This window comes from Roseateles asaccharophilus (genome assembly GCF_004362405.1).
GTDB lineage: Bacteria > Pseudomonadota > Gammaproteobacteria > Burkholderiales > Burkholderiaceae_C > Kinneretia > Kinneretia asaccharophila.
In genome coordinates this window covers 15,762-33,514 of the sequence record NZ_SNXE01000012.1, presented here as the reverse complement: position 1 = coordinate 33,514, position 17,753 = coordinate 15,762, and the positions used below count along the sequence as shown (strand labels likewise).

Sequence of the window (17,753 nt, the reverse complement as noted above, 5' to 3'; positions counted from 1 at the left end):
TTCAGCCAGCGATGCCGTAGCGTTCCATGCGCCGGTACAGGGCTTGGCGCGAGAGGCCCAGGGCCGAGGCGGCGCGGCTGACCACGCCCCCCGACTCGGCCAGGGCGCCCAGCACGGCTTCGCGGCTGGGCTCGTCCAGACTGCGCAGGGCGCCGGCCGGGCCATTCGGCGGGGGCAGGGCCAGTAGCTCGGCCGTGATCGCGGCGCCTTGGGCCAGCAGGGCGGCGCGCTCGATGGCGTTCTTCAGCTCCCGCACATTGCCCGGCCAGCCATGGGCCAGCAGCGCCGCACGCGCCCCTTCGCTGAGCGCGGCACGGCCGGCCAGGAAATGCTCGGCCAGAGGCAGGATGTCCTCACGGCGCTCAGCCAGGCCCGGAAGGGCCACCTCGATCACATTGAGCCGGTAGTAAAGATCCTCGCGGAAGCTGCCGGCCTTCACCATGGCGCGCAGATCGGCATTGGTGGCGCTGAGCACGCGCACCTTCACCTCCTGGGTCCGGCTGGAGCCCAGGCGCTCGAAGCGCCCGGTCTCCAAGACGCGCAGCAGCTTGATCTGTCCGGCCAGGGGCAGGTTGCCGATCTCGTCCAGGAACAGGGTGCCGCCATCAGCCGCTTCGAAGCGGCCTTCGCGGGCGCGGTGGGCGCCGGTGAAGGCGCCGGCATCCGAGCCGAACAGCTCGGCCTCGATCAGCTCGCCGGGCAGGGCGCCGCAGTTCACCGCCACGAAGGGCCCGCGCTGAACGGCGGAATTGGCATGCACGATGGCCGCCACGCGCTCCTTGCCGCTGCCATTGGGGCCGGTGATCAGCACCGGGGCGCTGGCGCGCGCCACCTGGCAGGCCAGCTCCAGGCAGCGCAGCAAGGCCTCGGACGCGCAGACCAGGCCCTCCAGGCGGTAGCGCTGGGCCAGGGCCTGCCGGCGCTGCTGACGCTCGCGCCGGCCCTGCTGGGCGGCGCGGCTGCTCTCGGCCAGTTCCAGCAGGTTCTCTACCGTGGCCAGCAGCTTGGCATCGTCCCAGGGCTTGGCCAGGTAGTCGGCGGCGCCGGCCTTGACCAGGGCCACGGCGCTGGCCAGATGGGTCCAGGCGGTCAGCAGTATCACCGGCAGGTCGGGCTGGGCGGCGCGTATGGCGCGGAACAGGGACTCACCTTCCTGACCGGAGGTGGTGTCGGCGCTGAAGTTCATGTCCTGGATCACCAGGTCCACCGGCTCCTGCGCCAGCAGGGTCAGGCCTTGTGCCGGGTCCAGCGCCACCAGGGGGCGGATATCGTGCAGCGAAAGCAGCAGGGACAGGGCCTCACCCACGCCGGGATGGTCATCAATGATCAGGACGGTGCGCATTGGGGGCCGACTTTAATTCAGGCCCCGCATGACCAGGCTGGGCGGCAGGGCGGCTGCGCGGCGCGCCGGGCCCAGCACCGCCAGCTGGCCCAGGCCCAGCAGCAGTAGGGCGCCCAGGGGCAGATAGAGCATGGGCAGGCGGGGCAGCTCGTACTGCGTCATCAGCAGCAGATTGATGCCGTAGGCCAGGGCCATGCCCAGCGCGATGCCCAACGCCGAGAGCAGCAGGTTCTCGGTCTGGAAGTAGCGCAGGATCTGCGCCTGGCTGGCGCCCAGGGCGCGGCGCGTGCCTATCATGCGGCTGCGCTGCTGCACCCAGAAGCTGGCCAGGCCGACGATGCCGAAGGCGGTGACCAGCATCATGGCCCCGCACACGCCCAGCAGCAGGCCCACCATGAAGCGGTCCTGGCGGTAGTAGTCGGCGCGCAGTTCCTCCAGCAGGCGCTGCTGGCGGAACAGGCGTTTGCCGCCCTGGCTGCTCTGCTCCAGGGCTGCCGCCGCGGCCTTGAGCAGCGACTGGCGGTCTGCGTCCGGGCTTGCCCGCAGCACATAGATGCCGCCGCGGAAGGTGGGTCGGATCGGCAGCACCATGTTGTAGCGCTCGCGCTCACCCGCCACGCCGGGGTTGGGCGAGGGCAGATGCTCCAGCACACCCACCACGATCTGTGGTGTGGCGCCGTAGACATAGATGGGCTGCCCCAGGGCAGAACGGCCCGGGAACATGCGCTCGGCCAGTGCACGGTTGATGATGACGGCCGGCACCTTGGGCTCCTCGCCGGGCTTGAAGACTTGGGCGCCGTCGGCGTACTCGGCGGGCTCGAAGTCGCGGCCCTCCGCCAGTGTCAGGCCCAACGTGGGCAGCCAGTTCTCGCTGGCGACATAGCGCCCGACATTGATGTTCTGCTGACGAGGGTCGGGCGAGCTGCCCACGCCCTCGGCCACGCTGTTACGCCCGAAGGGCAGCTGGGAAACCAGGCTGGCCGCGCGCACGCCGGGCAGGGCGCGTAGCGCGGCCAGATCGGCCTGGGTCTGGGCTTCCGGATTCTGGCTGCGGCTCAGGCCCTCGACCCGTAGCACCAGCAGCTCGCGGTCGGCCATGCCGCTGGGGGCCTGGATCAGCTTCAGGCGTTCGGTGATCACGAACAGGGCGTTGCAGACGATGGCGCAGGTCAGCGCGATCTGGACCACGATCAGGCCCGCGGCGATCTTGTGGCGCTTGAGCGTGGAGAGGATGGGCAGGATGTCCATGGCAATGGTCCGGTGAGGAAGGCTTACTGGCTCTTGAGTTGCAGGGCGGGCATGACCTGGCAGGCGCGCCAGGCGGGCAGCAGGCCTGCGGCCAGGGCGGCGCCCAGGGCGCTGGCCAGGGTGATGCCGAGCATGGTCCAGTCCAGCTGGGCGAGCTGGGCATGGGCGCTGGGGTTCAGGCGGATGGCGGCCAGCCCGACCCAGGTCAGCAGCAGGCCCAGCAGGCCGCCGGCCAGGCCCAGCACGCCGGCCTCCACCAGGAACTGGCTGAAGATGTCGCGCCGCGAAGCGCCCAGGGCGCGGCGCACGCCGATCTCGCCGGAGCGGCGCAGGCATTTGGCCAGCAGCAGACCGACGGTATTGCTCAGGCAAACCAGCAGGAAGCCGAAGCCCAGCCAGAGCTGCAGGCGCACATCACTGGGCACGACCTGGCGCTGGCTGAGCCAGTCCGGCACCGTGCTCAGGCGGCCGACGGCCGGGTGCTCGAAGCGCCCCGCGCGATGCTGCTCGGCGGCGTAGCGGTTCAGATAGCTCTGGTACTGGGGCAGGGCGGCCGGGCTCTCCAGCTCCACCCAGTACTGCAGCCATGCGCAGGGCGCATTCAGGGCGCGCGGGTCGCCAACGGGGCTGCTGGCCCAGCAGTTGACATCGCCGGCGCTGGGCAGGTCCAGGTCCAGCGCGGTCTGCAGTGGCGCATAGACCTGGGCCGCATGCTCGTAGGCCCCCATGGTGAGGTCGAAGTAATGCGGTGCCGGGCGCCAGTCGTCCAGCACGCCGATGATCTGGAGGTCCTTGTCACGCAGGCGCAGTGTCTGGCCCAGGGCATCGCTGCGGCCGAACAGCTTGAGCGCGAGCTCGCGGCCGATCACGGCCACGCGGGCCTTTCCCTGGTCCTCGGCAGCGCTCCAGCTGCGGCCATGCAGCAGCGGGGCCTCGAACATGGGGAAGAAGTCGCTGCTGGTCCAGCGCCCGGTCTCCATGAAGGGCGGCAGCGCGGCAGAGCCGGGGGCGCCCGAGCCGGCAGGGTCGACCGCGATGATGGCGCCGGTCATCATCACCTGGCGCTGGCCGCGCGCTTCACGCAGCAGGGCCTCGGCATCGAATCGGGTGAGTTGCAGCAGATAGCTGGGGTTGGGGCTGCTGCTCTGCTCCAGCGCAGGCCGGGCGTCGATCTGCACATTGAGGAGCCTGGCGCTCTTGTTCGGAATCGGGTCGCCGGACAGGGCCCGGAACAGGGTCAGCGTGGTCATGCAGGCGGCAATGCCCAGGCCGATGGCGATGACCATCAGTGCCGTCAGGGCCCGCGAATTGCGGAAGCTGCTCAGGGCCAGTGCGAGGTAGTAGCTCAACATTCTTGGGGTCCTCAGGGTTCCAGCAGGGCATTGATGGCGGCGAGCTGGCTCTCGTCCGCCGCCCCCGCCGCGCGCTGCAGGCGCAGCCGGGCGAGCACATACTGGTGGCGCGCCTGGGAATAGGCGTTCTGTGCCATGGTCTGGTTCTGGATGGCCAGCAGCAGATCGGTCATGCTGCGGGTGCCCAGGATCTGGCCGGCCTGGGTGGCCGCCAGGGCCTTGCTCGCAGCCTCCACGGCGGTTCGGGTGGCGTCGATCTGGCTCATGGTGCTCAGCACAGCGGCATATTGCTCGCGGGTGCTGCGCTCCACCTGGCGGCGGCGCTGCTCCAGGGTCTCGCGGGCGGCGTCGCGCTGGTAGGCCGCCTGGCGGCGCAGAGCCTCGGTGCTGCCGCCGGCCGACAAGGGCAGGGTGAGCGTCAGGCCCAGGGTGGTCGCGCTGCGCGCGGACGTGTCCGGGAGGGTCTCCCCCCACTGGCTGCTGCGTCCGCTGTCCAGGCTCAGGCTCAGCGTGGGCAGGTGGGCGGCCCGGGCGCTGGCGAGATCGGCTTCACTGGCTTCCAGCGCCAGACGTTCGGCCCGCAGCCCGGGGTTGTCGCGCAAAGCCGACTCGACCCAGGCCGCCGGCTCGCGTGGCACGGGGACCCAGGTGGGCAGAACCCGGCCCAGCGGGCGGAGCTCGTGGGCCGGGGCTCCGGTGATCTCGGCCAGGGCCTCACCGGCGCTCTGCAGCTGGCGGGCCGCGGCGATGCTGTTGTTGCGGGCCAGGGCCAGATACGTGCGGGCTTGTTCCACATCGGCCTGGGCGCCCAGACCGGTGGCGGCGCGCACTTCGGCCTGGCGCACCTGATCGGCGAAGGCTTCTTCATTGGCCTGCACGGTATCCAGCTGAGCCTGGGCGCCGAGCACGCCGAAGTAGGCTTCGGCCACCCGCAGGGCCAGGTCTTGCTCGGCGAACTGGAGCAAGGCCGTCTGGCCTTCGGCACGATGGGTCGCCGAGCGCAGCTGGGCCAGCCGTTCCAGATTGACCAGCACCTGACTGATGCGGCTGTTCAGCTCGCGCTCCCGGGCATTGCCGGCGCCTTGCTGCTGGCGGTACTGCCAGTCCAGGGTCCACTGTGGGAGCAAAGTCCCGCGCGCGGCGCGGCTGCCGGCCTGGGCCGCGCCCAGCCGCGCGTGGGCCGCGGCCAGTACCGGATCGCTGGCGCGCGCCTGTGCATAGACCTGCAACAGGTCGGTGCCGGGCGCGGCGCTCGCACCGGCGGCGCAGAGCAGCAGCGCGGCCAGGCTCCACCGGGCACTGCGGCGACGCTCAGGCCAGCGCGGCATGGCGGGGCGCATCCAGGTTCAGGCCGGTGGCGTCGACCTGGCCGGCGGTGATGTCCACCACCTGACCGTCCATCACATGCACGTGGCGCTGGGCCCGGGCCGCCAGCTGAGGGTCGTGCGTGACCATCACGATGGTGGTGCCCTCGCGGTTCAGCTCCTCCAGCAACTCCATCACGCTGCGCGCCATCTGGCTGTCGAGATTGCCGGTGGGCTCGTCGGCCAGCAGCAGGCGCGGGCCGCCCGCCAGGGCGCGGGCGATGGCCACGCGCTGCTGCTGGCCGCCCGAGAGCTCGGCGGGGTAGTGGCGGGCGCGCGAGGCCAGGCCCACGCGCGCCAGGGACTCTTGCACGCGCTGCGCGCGCTCGGCGCGGCCGAAGCCGCGATAGCGCAGCGGCACCTCGATGTTGTCGGCCACATTGAGGTCGGCGATCAGGTTGAAGGCCTGGAACACGAAACCGATCTTCTCGTTGCGCAGGCGTGAACGTCGGGCGTCATCGAGCCCGCTGACGTCCACGCCGTCGAGTTCGTAGCGCCCGCCGCTGGCGGCTTCCAGCAGGCCGGCAATCGTCAGGAAGGTGGTCTTGCCCGAGCCCGAGGGGCCGGTGACGGCGACGAACTCGCCTTCCCGGACGGTGAGGTCGAAATCCCTCAGCGCATAGGTCTCGATCATTTCGGTGCGGTAGACCTTGGCCAGGCCGCTCATCTTCAGCATGCTGCTTCTCCTCATTGGGCAATGGTGACGCGCTCGGCGCCCTGGAAGGCGTCGGCGCCGTTGATCACGATCTGGTCGCCGGCCTTCAGGCCGGACAGGATCTCGACTTTGTCCAGGCTGCGGACGCCCAGGCGGACGGGGCTGCGCTGCGCCACGCCATCGCGCAGCACATAGACGTGGTGGCCGCCCTCATCGGCAAAACGGCCGCGTGCCACGCTCAGCACGTTCTCGCGCCGGTCCAGCAGCACGCGCACCGACAGGCGCTGGTTCTGGCGCAGCTGCTCGGGCTTGTCGGCGTCCTCGAAGCGCAGACGCGCCGCGACCTCGCCATTGACCACCTCGGGCGAGACCGAGCTGATGCGGCCGCGCCAGCGCTGGCCATTGCCCGAGACCTCGCCGGGCATGCCCAGCGCGAGCTCGCGGGCAAAGCTTTCGGCCACCTGCATCTGCACCTCCAGGGCGCTGAGGTCGATCACGGTGAGCAGCTTGGCGTCTCGGGCCACCTGGGCCCGCTCGGCCACGAAGAGCTGGCCCACCTGGCCGTCGGCCGGGGCGCGCAGAGTCAGCTCGGCCAGTTGCCGCTGCAGGTCCTGCACCAGCAAGTGCTGACGCTGCAGCGCCTGGCGGCGGGCCTGCACCTCGAACATGAGGCTGTCCTTGCGCAGGTGCTCGTTGCCCTCGGCGTGGCGCAGGGTGATGCCGGCCTTGGCCAGGGCGTCGCGCGCCTGTTCGACCTGAATGCCGGCGGTGGCACCGGCCTCGAAGGCCTTGGTCTGGCGCTCCAGATTGTTCTGTGCGGTCTGCAGGTCCAGGCGGGCGTTTTCAAGGCTGCTGCGCTGGCTTGCGTTCTGCTGGCGGGCCTCGACCTCGGCGCGCATCAGCTCGGTGCGCAGGGCATCGAGCTGGCTTTGCTCCTGAGCCAGGCGCGCCTGCAACTCGGGGCTGCTGATGCGGGCCAGCAACTGGCCCTTTCTGACCGCATCGCCGGCACGAGCCTCCAGGACCAGGGCGCCCGCCTGAGGAGCGAAAAGGGTGGAGCTCATGGCGGCCACCACCCGGCCTTCGCCAGCCACATCGCGCACCAGCGGGCCCAGCTCCACCGTGGCTATGCTCAGCCGGCTGAGGCTGACGGAGCCGGCAGCGCTGCCCATGCGGGGCAGCAGTGACCAGGCGGCGAAGCCGATCAGCAGGGCGCCGCCACAGGCCAGCAGGAGGCGGCGCTTGCCGTGGCGGGGGGCGGACAGGGGACGGTCTTGGGCAGAGGTGTCGCGGATCATGCAGACCAGGATCGCAAGGCCCGTGCCCGCTCAGCGCTCTACAAAATATTGTTGTAGATCAGTGGCTTATCTCACTGTGCCGGTGCTAGCGCAGTGTCCGCGGACAGTCTGGTGGACACTGTCCGGACGACCGGCCTGGGATAATCCCGCGATGAACGAACCGAAGCCTTCCGCCCGTCCCTTTGCCGATCTGCCGCTGAGCCCGGCCCTGCAGGCCAATCTCACCCAGCTCGGCTATGCGCAGATGACGCCCATCCAGGCGGCCTCGCTGCCGCTGGCGCTGCAGGGCCGCGACCTGATCGCCCAGGCCCAGACCGGCAGCGGCAAGACGGCGGCCTTTGCCCTCTCGCTGCTGCACCGCCTGGATGCCTCGTCCATGGAGGTGCAGGCCCTGGTGCTCTGCCCCACGCGTGAGCTGGCCGAGCAGGTGACCCAGGAGATCCGCCGTCTGGCGCGCGCGGCCGACAATATCAAGGTGCTCACGCTGTGCGGCGGCTCGCCGCTGCGGCCCCAGGCGGAGAGCCTGGCCTATGGTGCCCACATCGTGGTGGGCACGCCGGGCCGCCTGCTGGACCATCTGGAGCGCGGCAGCCTGGGCCTGGGCCGCATCAGGACCCTGGTGCTGGACGAGGCCGACCGCATGCTGGACATGGGCTTTGTCGACGACATCGTGCAGGTGGCCAAGCGCTGCCCCAAGGAGCGCCAGACCCTCTTGTTCTCGGCCACCTATCCGGCCGGTATCGCCGATCTGGCCCAGCGCTTCATGCGCGAGCCGGCCGAGGTCAAGGTGCAGGCCGGCGGCGGCGGCGCGGGCAGCGGCGCCCAGGCGCCGGCCCAGATCCGCCAGCTGGCCTTCGAGGTGGGCGAGGGCGAGCGTCTGCACGCGGTCTCCAGCCTGCTGCTGCATTTCCGCCCGGCCAGCACCATTGCGTTTTGCAATACCAAGCAGCAGTGCCGCGATCTGGTGGATGTGCTGACGGCCCAGGGCTTTGTGGCCCTGGCCCTGCATGGCGATCTGGAGCAGCGCGAGCGCGACCAGGTGCTGATCCAGTTTGCCAACGGCAGTTGCTCGGTGCTGGTGGCCACCGATGTGGCGGCGCGGGGCCTGGACATTGCCCAGCTGGAATGCGTGATCAATGTGGACATGAGCGCCGACGCCGAGGCCCATGTGCACCGCATCGGCCGCACCGGCCGGGCCGGCGCGCAAGGCCTGGCCCTGAGCCTGGCCAGCCTGGACGAGATGGGCCGGGTGGGCCGCATCGAGCAGCTGCTGGGCCGCGAGTTCCAGTGGCAGGCCCTGGACAGCCTCAGCCCGGCCGCGGGCGGCCTGCTGCAGCCGGCCATGGACACCCTGCAGATCCTGGGCGGCCGCAAGGACAAGATCCGCCCCGGCGACATCCTGGGCGCGCTCACCGGCGAGGCCGGCTTCCAGGCCGCCGACATCGGCAAGATCACCATCACCGACTTCCACAGCTATGTGGCCGTCAAGCGCGAGCTGGCGCGCGAGGTGGTCAAGCGCCTGTCCAGCGGCAAGCTCAAGGGCCGCAAGGTCAAGGTGCGGCGCATGGCCGATCTGGCGGCGCTGGGCGAGGCCGACTGAAGTCGGCCGCATGGCGCCAGCCGGCTCGGCTTCAAGCGTTTTGCGACCGCATTTCCCTCCGATGGGGGAGGGGTAGATCCTGGGGATTGCAGGCCCCGGGCCGGTGCTACAGTGCGCCCGCCTGGCCCGCAGAGGCCGGCGTTCAATAGGGAGTGAACGTGAAGGTCAAGAACACCCTGGCTGCGCTGGCGGCCGCCCTCTGTCTGGCCATTGCGCCAGCGCAAGCTCAAGATTCCAGGTTGCTGGCGCCGGGCTTCAGTCAGTTGGCCAAGAGTGCCGAGGTGGTGGTGATGCCCGTGGATGTGGAGCTGTTTTCCATGTCGGCCGGCGGCGTCAACGAGCCCAGGGCGGACTGGACGGCTTCGGCTCACGGGCACATGAAGCAGGCGCTGCAGGACAAGGCGCGCAAGCTGGGCATCAAGTTCAAGCAGATGGACGAACAGTCGGCGGACGCTTTTGCCGAGCAGGTTTCGCTTCATGCGGCCGTGGCACGCTCCATTGCCTTGCACCACTCTGTGGGCGGAGCCTGGGCGCTGCCGACCAAGGATGGCAAGCTGGACTGGAGTTTCGGCGACGCCATGCAGGCCCTGAAGCAGCAGTCCGGCTCCCAGTACGGACTCTTTGTCTGGGTTCGTGACAGCTATGCCAGTGCCGAGAGGAAGATGGCCATGGTGGGCATGGCCATCCTGGGCATCGGTCTGACTGGAGGCTCCCAGGTGGGCTATGCCTCCTTGGTGGACCTGGGCAGTGGGCAGGTTGTGTGGTTCAACCGCCTGGCGCGGGCCAGTGGCGACCTGCGCGACGCAGTGTCGGCTGCCGAGTCCATCGAAGCTCTGATGACCGGCTTTCCCAAGCAGCAATGAAGCGGCGCGCCTGTCTCAAGGGGCTGGCGAGCGTTGCGGCGCTGGGGTCGGGCTGCCTGCACTGTGCGACGGCCTGGGCTCAGAGCAGCTGGATTGCGCCGGCACGCTTCAGTCGACCTGACTTGGGCAGCGACGAGGGGGGGCTCTGGGCCATGCTGGACCGGGAAGAGACCCGTTTGCGCCGCAGCCCCTTCATGCTCCGCGATGCACCGTTGCGGGACTATCTGCAGGACATCGTCGCCAAGCTGGCCGGCGAGCATGCGGCAGACATCCGCGTCTATCCGGTGCGCACGCCTTTTTTCAACGCCAGCATGGCTCCCAACGGCATGATGCAGGTCTGGAGCGGGCTCTTGCTCCGGGTCGAGAACGAGGCCCAGCTCGCCGCTGTGCTGGGTCATGAGGTTGGGCACTATCTGCAGCGGCATTCCTTGCAGCAGTTGCGCGATGCCAAGGCTCGCAGTGCTTTCGGCATGGTCATGAGCATGTTCGGCGTGGTGGGCTTGGTCGGCCAGATGGCCGCATTGGCCGGTGCCTTCGGTTTCTCTCGCGACCAGGAACGAGAGGCTGACACCATCGGTCTGACGCTGATGCGGCAGGCTGGCTACGACACCCGTGAGGCCGCCAAGGTCTGGGAAAACTTGCGTGCCGAGGCGGCCGCCGCCCATGACCCCGTCAAGTCCAGCCCTCTGTTTGCGACCCATCCCCCCTCGGAGGAGCGTCAGAGGAGCTTGACCCGCTTGGCCGAGGCAGATAGCGGCGGCTTCCTGGGTTCACGCGAACTGGACGAGCGCCTTGCCGGCCTGCAGCAGCAGATGTTGGAGGACGAGCTCAAGCGGGGTCAGCACGGCGAGACCCTGGTGCTGCTGGATCGGCTGATCCAGCGCTCGCCGCAACGTGGCGACCTGCGCTACTTCCGAGGTGAGGCCAGACGTCAGCGCGCCCAAGGCGATGACCTTGACAGTGCCTTGCAGGATTTTGAGCACGCGCGGCGGCTGGGCAACGAGCCGGTGGAGTTGTACCGCGCCCTGGGCTATCTGCATCGCAGCCGCGAGAAGTACGAGCTTGCTCGCGAGGCCTTTGCTCTGTATGTGGAGCGCGCGCCGCAGGCTGCGGATGCCGCAATGATCAAGAGTTTTCTGTGAGGACTGGAGCCATGCAAATGGGAGTGAGCAAGAACGAGCTGCGCGGTATGAGCCGGCTGGCGGTGCTGAGTCTGGCGCTGCTGTTTGGAGGGTGCGCCTCGGTGAGCAAGGTGGCTACGGGCGATGCCGTCGTGGGTGAGCGCATGACCCTCAAGCTGGATACGGCCTGGAATCAGTTCGGCGCCGCCATGACCAACAACATCCCGACCTGGACCGTGGAAGGGGTGACCGTGGATGCGCTGCAGTTTTACGTGGGCATCAAGGACGGTCAGCGCCTGGCCGAGACCTCGTCGGCGGAAAAGAGCCAAAAGCCCCTGATCTTCAAGTCCGGGATGCAACCGGCCGATGTGGTTTCTCTCTACGAAGCCATGCTCACCCGCGATGGCTCAAGCTTCCAGCTCGAAAAGCTGGAGCCTGCCGAATTCCTCGGGGGGACCGGGTTCCGCTTTGAGTACAGCCTCAACCGCAAGGTCGACGATGTGCCCATGCGTGGCCTGGCTTATGGCGCGGTTCGCAAGGGCGAGCTCTTTGTGATCCACTACAGCGCGCCACGCTTGGTGTTCTTCCCGCGCTACGTCGGTCGGGTCGAAGGCCTGGTGCGCTCCGCCCAACTTCGCAGCTGAGTCCCATCGCAAGCCGCCGCGCCGCGGCAGCTCGCGTCGCGGATGCCTGCGCGAGCGTGGTGACCGCGCGCGGCGTCCGATGGTGACCTTGCCGCGGCATGGGCCGCGGCTCAAGCGGGTTTACTTGCTGCCCCAGCCGTCCTTCAGCCCCGTGATCTTGTTGAACACCGGCTTGTCGGCACTGTGGTCCTTGCGGTCGGCGATGAAGTAGCCGTGGCGCTCGAATTGGTAGCGCGAATCGGTGCTCGCGCCGGCCAGTGAGGGCTCCAGCCAGGACTGCACGACGCGGCAGCTCTGCGGGTTGATCTCGCTGAGGAAGTCGGCGTCGCTGGTGCCGGGCTGCGGCACGGTGAACAGGCGGTCGTAGAGCCGCACCTCGGCGGCCACGCCCTCGTGGGCACCGACCCAGGTGATCACGCCCTTGACCTTCACCGCATCGGCGCCCGGCGTGCCACTCTTGGTGTCCGGCACGATCTTGGCCAGCACGGCGGTAACCTGGCCCGCGGCATCCTTCTCGCAGCCGCTGCACTCGATCACATAGCCATACTTCAGGCGCGCCTTGTTGCCGGGGTAGAGGCGGTGATAGCCCTTGACCGGCACTTCCATGAAGTCTTCCTGCTCGATCCACACCTCGGGGCCCAGGCTGAAGCTGCGCTGGCCCAGCTCGGGCAGCTGCGGGTGCGCGGGGGCACTGCAGGGCTCGCGGTGGGCATCGCTGCCGAAGACCTCGGCCCAGTTCGTCAGCTTGAGCTTGATCGGCTCGATCACGGCCATGGCGCGGGCGGCCTTGCCTTCCAGGTCGGCGCGCAGATAACCGTCCAGCACCGAGTAGTCGATCCAGGCGTTCTGCTTGGTCACGCCGGTGCTGTCCACCATATTGCGGATGCTCTCGGGCGTGTAGCCGCGGCGGCGCATGCCCACCAGGGTGGGCATGCGGGGGTCGTCCCAGCCGCTCACATGGCCTTCCTCCACCAGCTGGCGCAGCTTGCGCTTGCTGGTCACCACATAGCTGAGGTTCAGGCGGCCGAACTCGTACTGGTGGGGCAGGGGACGGGCCAGCAGACCGCCGTCGGCCAGATGGCCCAGCAACCAGTCGTAGAAGGGGCGCTGGTCCTCGAACTCCAGGGTGCAGATCGAGTGGGTGATGCGCTCCAGCGCGTCCTCGATGGGGTGGGCATAGGTGTACATCGGGTAGATGCACCAGGTGTCGCCGGTGTTGTGGTGGGTGGCGCGGCGGATGCGGTAGAGCGCCGGGTCACGCAGATTGATATTGGGCGAGGCCATATCGATCTTGGCGCGCAGCACCATGGCACCGTCCGGATGCTTGCCGTCGCGCATTTCGCGAAAGCGCAGCAGATTCTCCTCGGGCGAGCGATCGCGGAAAGGGCTGTTGGTACCGGGCGTGCCGAAGTCGCCGCGGTTCACGCGCATCTGCTCGGGCGTCTGCTCGTCCACATAGGCCAGGCCCGCGCTGATGAGGTACTCGGCCGCGCGGTACATGAAGTCGAAGTAGTCGCTGGCCTGGAAGAGGTGCGAGCTGCCGCCCGCATCCCAGCTCCAGCCCAGCCAGGCCACCATCTCCTTGATGGCGTCCACATACTCCTGCTCTTCCTTCTCGGGGTTGGTGTCGTCAAAGCGCAGATGGCAGATGCCGCCGTAGTCGCGCGCCAGGCCGAAGTTCAGGCAGATGCTCTTGGCATGGCCGATGTGCAGATAGCCGTTGGGCTCGGGCGGGAAGCGGGTGCGGATCCGGGCCGGATCCAGCGGACCGGCGGCATGGTGGGCGGCATCGCCCGGGCTGCCGGCAAAGCGGCGCGCATCCTGCAGCTGGCCCCAGGCTTCGAGATCGCGCTCGATGATGGCGCGCAGGAAGTTGTTGGGCTTGAGGCTCTCGTCGTGGGCAGGGGTGGACATCGCGGCCGCTGTCTTGTGTGGAAAGGGGCGCCGATTTTACTGAGGCTTTTGGGCGTTCTCGGCGGGCGTGATGGGGATCTCTCGGCCGCGGCGGCGCCGGCCCTGCTCGGCGCGGGCGCGCAGCTGGCCGCAGCCGCCGTCCACATCCTGGCCGGCGGAGTCGCGCAGCTTGGTCAGCACGCCGCGCTGGTGCAGACGGCGCGCGATCTCGCGGGCCTTGTCCCAGCTGGGGCGCACGTAGGGCAGCTCGGGCACGCTGTTGTAGGGAATCATGTTCAGCACGCCGTACTTGCCCTTGAGCAGGGCGACGATGCCGTCCAGCTCGTCCTCGCCGTCGTTGATGCCGTCCAGCAGGGTCCACTGGTACTGAACCGGGTAGCCGCTGGCGCGGGCATAGCGCTCGCCGGCCTCCACCAGCTCGGCCGGCGTGAGCCGAGGCGCGCGCGGCAGCAGCTGCTCGCGCAGCGCGGGCTTGCTGGTGTGCAGGGACAGGGCCAGGGCCGGCTTGACCGCGCCGCCGCCCACCGCCATGAGGCGCTCGAAGGCGCGCGGGTCGCCCACGGTGGAGAAGACCAGATTCTTGTGACCGATATTGCCCACCGTGCCCAGCAGGGCAATGGCTTCCAGCACATTGTCGAGATTGTGGGCGGGCTCGCCCATGCCCATGAAGACCACCTTCTTCACCGGTCGCAGCGTGCGCGCCAGGGCCACCTGGGCCACGATCTCGCCGCTGCTCAGCTGGCGCAGCAGGCCGTCGCGCCCGGTCATGCAGAAGCGGCAGCCCACGGCGCAGCCCAGCTGGCTGGACACGCACAGCCCCTCGCGCAGCAGCAGCACGCTCTCCACCATCTGACCATCTGCCAGATCCACCAGCAGGCGGGCCGAGCCGTCTTCGCCGGGGTGTTGGGAGCGCAGGCGCGCCAGTCCCTGCAGCTCGGCCATCAGGGCGGGCAGGGCTTCGCGCACCGCCAGGGGCAGGTAATGCTCCAGCGCGCGCCGGCCCTGGCTCAGGGGAATGGCTTGCACCCAGTGGCGCAGCACGCGGTCGCGGTGGGCGGCATTGGCGCCCAGCTCGGTCAGGCGGCGCTGGATCTCGGAAACTTGCATGGATGGGACGGTGGCTTGGCGTGGTGCGAGCCGTGAATCGAGTCGCCCCGTGTTAACCCTAGGTTCGTTTATGCTGCGCGGCTTGGTCCGCCAGGGGCCTCGATTGTCCCGCAAGCCAGCAAAGAGCAAGGAGCCCGCGCCGATGGCGATCTCTCGTATCCAGCATGAGGGTCTGCGCCAGCGCCTGATGTCCGCCGAGGCCGCCGCGGCCCTGATCCCCCCGGGTGCCCATGTGGGCATGAGCGGCTTCACCGGCGCCGGCTATCCCAAGGCCGTGCCCCAGGCCTTGGCGGCGCGCATCGCCGCGGCCCATGCCCGGGGGCAGGACTTCCGCATCGGTCTGTGGACCGGTGCCTCCACCGCGCCCGAGCTCGATGGTGCGCTGGCCAAGGTCAATGCGGTCGAGTTGCGCATGCCCTACCAGTCCGACCCCACGGGCCGGGCCCGCATCAATGCCGGCGAGATGGAGTACACCGACATCCACCTCAGCCATGTGGCCCAGTATGTGTGGTTCGGATTCTTCGGCAAGCTGGATGTGGCGGTGGTCGAGGTGGCGGGCATCCTGCCCGACGGCCGTCTGATCCCCTCCACCTCGGTGGGCAATAACAAGACCTGGCTGGATCAGGCGGACAAGATCATTCTGGAGGTCAATGGCCGCATGCCCGAAGGCCTGGCCGGCATGCACGACATCTACTACGGCACGGCCCTGCCGCCCGAGCGCCTGCCCATCCCCATGACGCAGGCCGATCAGCGCATCGGCGAGCCCTATCTGCGCTGTGATCCGGCCAAGGTGATCGCCGTGGTGGAGACGGCGCAGGGCGACCGCAACAGCAAGTTCGCCGAGCCCGATGCCGTGTCGGCGGCCATTGCCGGCCACCTGATCGAGTTCTTGCAACACGAGGTCAAGCGGGGCCGGCTCTCGCCGCGTCTGCTGCCCCTGCAGTCGGGCGTGGGCAATATCGCCAATGCGGTGCTGGCCGGCCTGAACAACGGCCCCTTCGAGCAGCTGCAGGCCTATACCGAGGTGCTGCAGGACGGCATGCTGGACATGCTGGCCAGCGGCAAGCTCAGCCATGCCTCGGCCACCGCACTCTCGCTGAGCCCCGAGGCCTGGGAGCGCTTTGAGCGCGATATCGACTTCTACCGCGAGCGTGTGGTCTTGCGGCCCCAGGAGATCAGCAACCACCCGGAGCTGATCCGCCGTCTGGGCCTGATCGCGATGAACGCGATGATCGAGTGCGATCTCTACGGCAATGTGAACTCCACCCATGTGATGGGCTCCAGCATCATGAACGGCATTGGCGGCTCGGGCGACTTTGCGCGCAACGCCTATCTGTCCATCTTCATGACGCCCTCCACGGCCAAGGGCGGCAAGATCTCCTGTCTGGTGCCCATGGCCTCGCATGTGGACCACACCGAGCACGATGTGCAGATCATCGTCACCGAGCAGGGCCTGGCCGATCTGCGCGGCCTCAGCCCCAAGGAGCGCGCCGCCCTGCTGATCGAGCGCTGCGCCCACCCCGACTACCGCGATGCGCTGCGCGACTACTTCGAGCGCGCCCGCCGCGGCGCGCCGGGCCAGCACACGCCGCATCTGCTGGAGGAGGCCTTGTCCTGGCACACGCGCTATCTGCGCCAGGGCGATATGCGGGCGGCAACCTAGAATCCCGCTCCATGACGAGCTATGCAATGGGCCTGCAGCCGCGCTGCTTTGCCCTGGTGCCGGCGGCCGGTGTCGGCGCGCGATCCGGCGCCGCCATTCCCAAGCAGTACGTGCCGATTGCCGGCCGGCCCATGCTGGCCCACACCCTGGATGCATTGGCGCGGGTGCCGGGTCTTGCCGGCACCCTGGTGGTGATCTCGCCCGAGGATGATCAGTTCGAGGCCGCCGTCCCCGGCTTCGATGCCGCCTGGGTGGCGCGCAGCGGCGGCGCCACGCGCGCCGACAGCGTGGCTGCGGGGCTGCGCGAACTGCAGGCGCGTGGTGCCCAGGCCCATGACTGGGTGCTGGTGCACGACGCCGCGCGCTGCCTGCTGCGGCCCGAATGGGTGAGCCGACTGATGGCTGCCTGCGCCGAGGACGAGGTGGGCGGCCTGCTGGCCCTGCCGGTGGCCGACACGCTCAAGCACGCCAGCGCCAGCCGCGTGCAGGCCACGGTGGACCGGGCCGGCAAATGGGCGGCCCAGACCCCGCAGATGTTCCGCCTGGGTCTCTTGCAGCCGGCGCTGGCGGCCGGCACCGAGGGCGTGACCGATGAGGCCAGCGCCGTCGAAGCCCTGGGCCACAGTCCTTTGCTGGTGGAGGCTCCCATGGAGAACTTCAAAGTGACCTGGCCGGCCGACTTCGAACTGGCCGAGCGCTTGCTGCGCAGCCGCTGAAGGCAGGGCTGCCTGTCCAGAAGAAAACGCCCCGGGGCGCAGGCCGCGAGGCGTGTGAAGGCCTTAGTGGGCTAAGGCCGAGGACAAGTCAGGGTCGTCCTATGGGGGTGATCAGAACTTGTAGCTCAGACCCACCGAGAACATATTGCTGTGGGCCTTGGCCTTGTCGTTGTACTTGCCCGTGATGCGATCCCAGTCGGCATTCAGCGCGAGCTGCTTGCTCAGGTCATAGCTCACGCCGGCGCCGATCAGGGGCTGCAGGCTGCTCTCCTTGCTGCGCGCGCCGGTGCTGACGTAGCTCGCCTTGCCCTGGGTGTAAGCCACACCCAGGCGGCCCTTGAAGGTGAAGGGGCCTTCGCTGAGGGCTGCCACGCCGCTGAGGCCCAGGCCGCGCATATTGACCGAGCCGGCCTGCGTGGCACCCTTGACGTCCTTGACGGCGCCGAAGGCGCTCTTGGTGCCGAAGGCCGAGGCTTCCAGGCCGAAGTTCTCGCTGAACATATGGCCGCCGAAGATCTTGCCGGAAGCGGAAGGCGTGTCATCGCACTTGCTGCCCGGCATGCAGTTCAGCGAGTACTTGTTGTACAGGCCCACGCTGGCGCCGACATAGTTGGACGTCTGCTGGGCCGAGGCGGCACTGGCGGCGCCCAGGGCGATCAGGGCCATCAGGGGGGCGCGGGTCTTGCTGAAAAACTTGGAAATCATGACTGCTTCACTCCTTGAACTTCGTTGCGTTGCGCGGCCTGTTTGCCAGCGACGGGACGCAGTGTCTGGTTCTGAGGGCCTGTGCGCCAGCGTCATCGGGCAGGTGGCATAGTTCGGGCCTTGCTGTAGCGCTTGGCGCTACTTGCTGCCTGATACGGAGG

At 68.8% G+C, this 17,753-nt stretch carries 15 protein-coding genes; 6 read left to right on the top strand and 9 right to left on the bottom strand.

What is annotated here, in order from left to right; all coding sequences use genetic code 11:
- Position 1 precedes the first annotated feature (1 nt).
- From DFR39_RS18595 to DFR39_RS18570, 6 genes are read right to left on the bottom strand one after another with little or no spacing between them, the layout of a single operon-like run.
- Positions 2-1,342 (bottom strand): sigma-54-dependent transcriptional regulator, encoded by a 1,341-nt coding sequence (locus tag DFR39_RS18595; RefSeq protein ID WP_133605341.1) that lies wholly within the window; start codon positions 1,340-1,342, stop codon positions 2-4.
- Positions 1,343-1,354: 12 nt separating this feature from the next.
- Positions 1,355-2,590 carry an ABC transporter permease gene (locus DFR39_RS18590; protein WP_133605340.1) on the bottom strand — a complete coding sequence of 412 codons (1,236 nt, stop codon included), beginning with the start codon at positions 2,588-2,590 and terminating at the stop codon, positions 1,355-1,357.
- Between the two features lie 23 nt (positions 2,591-2,613).
- Positions 2,614-3,942, bottom strand: a complete 1,329-nt coding sequence (locus DFR39_RS18585; protein ID WP_133605339.1) for an ABC transporter permease — start codon at positions 3,940-3,942, stop codon at positions 2,614-2,616.
- Positions 3,943-3,953: 11 nt separating this feature from the next.
- Entirely contained in the window at positions 3,954-5,270 is a 1,317-nt protein-coding gene (locus DFR39_RS18580; protein ID WP_162849587.1) for a TolC family outer membrane protein, read from the bottom strand.
- The gene (locus tag DFR39_RS18575) at positions 5,254-5,982 is read right to left on the bottom strand and encodes an ABC transporter ATP-binding protein (protein WP_133605337.1); all 729 of its coding nucleotides are present in this window, start codon (positions 5,980-5,982) and stop codon (positions 5,254-5,256) included. Before DFR39_RS18575 ends, DFR39_RS18580 begins: the two co-directional genes overlap by 17 nt.
- Positions 5,983-5,993: 11 nt before the next feature.
- Complete coding sequence (locus tag DFR39_RS18570; RefSeq protein WP_133605336.1) at positions 5,994-7,259, bottom strand: efflux RND transporter periplasmic adaptor subunit; 1,266 nt, start codon at positions 7,257-7,259, stop codon at positions 5,994-5,996.
- 151 nt (positions 7,260-7,410) lie between these two features.
- Here DFR39_RS18570 and dbpA point away from each other — a divergent pair, with 151 nt between their 5' ends.
- The 4 genes from dbpA (at position 7,411) to DFR39_RS18550 (ending at position 11,487) form a co-directional block, all read left to right on the top strand.
- The gene (gene dbpA / locus DFR39_RS18565) at positions 7,411-8,859 is read left to right on the top strand and encodes an ATP-dependent RNA helicase DbpA (RefSeq protein ID WP_133605335.1); all 1,449 of its coding nucleotides are present in this window, start codon (positions 7,411-7,413) and stop codon (positions 8,857-8,859) included.
- Positions 8,860-9,017: 158 nt separating this feature from the next.
- Positions 9,018-9,722, top strand: a complete 705-nt coding sequence (locus DFR39_RS18560) for a hypothetical protein (protein ID WP_133605334.1) — start codon at positions 9,018-9,020, stop codon at positions 9,720-9,722.
- 122 nt (positions 9,723-9,844) lie between these two features.
- On the top strand, positions 9,845-10,864 hold the full coding sequence (locus DFR39_RS18555; protein WP_162849586.1) for a M48 family metallopeptidase: 1,020 nt from the start codon (positions 9,845-9,847) through the stop codon (positions 10,862-10,864).
- 11 nt (positions 10,865-10,875) lie between these two features.
- Positions 10,876-11,487, top strand: a complete 612-nt coding sequence (locus DFR39_RS18550) for a hypothetical protein (RefSeq protein ID WP_133605332.1) — start codon at positions 10,876-10,878, stop codon at positions 11,485-11,487.
- A gap of 120 nt (positions 11,488-11,607) precedes the next feature.
- Here the strand turns inward: DFR39_RS18550 and DFR39_RS18545 are convergent, their stop codons facing one another.
- Positions 11,608-13,401 (bottom strand): glutamine--tRNA ligase/YqeY domain fusion protein, encoded by a 1,794-nt coding sequence (locus tag DFR39_RS18545; protein ID WP_133605331.1) that lies wholly within the window; start codon positions 13,399-13,401, stop codon positions 11,608-11,610.
- Between the two features lie 36 nt (positions 13,402-13,437).
- Positions 13,438-14,508, bottom strand: a complete 1,071-nt coding sequence (locus DFR39_RS18540; protein WP_133605330.1) for an RNA methyltransferase — start codon at positions 14,506-14,508, stop codon at positions 13,438-13,440.
- A gap of 142 nt (positions 14,509-14,650) precedes the next feature.
- Between DFR39_RS18540 and scpC the strand changes: the two genes are divergently transcribed.
- Entirely contained in the window at positions 14,651-16,171 is a 1,521-nt protein-coding gene (scpC, locus tag DFR39_RS18535; RefSeq protein ID WP_133605329.1) for a succinyl-CoA:acetate CoA-transferase ScpC, read from the top strand.
- 11 nt (positions 16,172-16,182) lie between these two features.
- Positions 16,183-16,887, top strand: a complete 705-nt coding sequence (ispD, locus tag DFR39_RS18530; protein WP_246030894.1) for a 2-C-methyl-D-erythritol 4-phosphate cytidylyltransferase — start codon at positions 16,183-16,185, stop codon at positions 16,885-16,887.
- 111 nt (positions 16,888-16,998) lie between these two features.
- Here the strand turns inward: ispD and DFR39_RS18525 are convergent, their stop codons facing one another.
- A complete protein-coding gene (locus tag DFR39_RS18525; protein ID WP_162849585.1) occupies positions 16,999-17,592 on the bottom strand; it encodes an outer membrane beta-barrel protein in 594 nt (197 codons plus the stop codon).
- Between the last annotated feature and the right edge of the window lie 161 nt (positions 17,593-17,753).

Coding starts and splice junctions, on each gene's coding strand:
- DFR39_RS18595 (WP_133605341.1), bottom strand. CDS start 1,342: ATGCGCACCGTCCTGATCATTGATGACCATCCCGGCGTGGGTGAGGCC.
- DFR39_RS18590 (WP_133605340.1), bottom strand. CDS start 2,590: ATGGACATCCTGCCCATCCTCTCCACGCTCAAGCGCCACAAGATCGCC.
- DFR39_RS18585 (WP_133605339.1), bottom strand. CDS start 3,942: ATGTTGAGCTACTACCTCGCACTGGCCCTGAGCAGCTTCCGCAATTCG.
- DFR39_RS18580 (WP_162849587.1), bottom strand. CDS start 5,270: ATGCCGCGCTGGCCTGAGCGTCGCCGCAGTGCCCGGTGGAGCCTGGCC.
- DFR39_RS18575 (WP_133605337.1), bottom strand. CDS start 5,982: ATGCTGAAGATGAGCGGCCTGGCCAAGGTCTACCGCACCGAAATGATC.
- DFR39_RS18570 (WP_133605336.1), bottom strand. CDS start 7,259: ATGATCCGCGACACCTCTGCCCAAGACCGTCCCCTGTCCGCCCCCCGC.
- dbpA (WP_133605335.1), top strand. CDS start 7,411: ATGAACGAACCGAAGCCTTCCGCCCGTCCCTTTGCCGATCTGCCGCTG.
- DFR39_RS18550 (WP_133605332.1), top strand. CDS start 10,876: ATGCAAATGGGAGTGAGCAAGAACGAGCTGCGCGGTATGAGCCGGCTG.
- DFR39_RS18545 (WP_133605331.1), bottom strand. CDS start 13,401: ATGTCCACCCCTGCCCACGACGAGAGCCTCAAGCCCAACAACTTCCTG.
- DFR39_RS18540 (WP_133605330.1), bottom strand. CDS start 14,508: ATGCAAGTTTCCGAGATCCAGCGCCGCCTGACCGAGCTGGGCGCCAAT.
- scpC (WP_133605329.1), top strand. CDS start 14,651: ATGGCGATCTCTCGTATCCAGCATGAGGGTCTGCGCCAGCGCCTGATG.
- ispD (WP_246030894.1), top strand. CDS start 16,183: ATGACGAGCTATGCAATGGGCCTGCAGCCGCGCTGCTTTGCCCTGGTG.
- DFR39_RS18525 (WP_162849585.1), bottom strand. CDS start 17,592: ATGATTTCCAAGTTTTTCAGCAAGACCCGCGCCCCCCTGATGGCCCTG.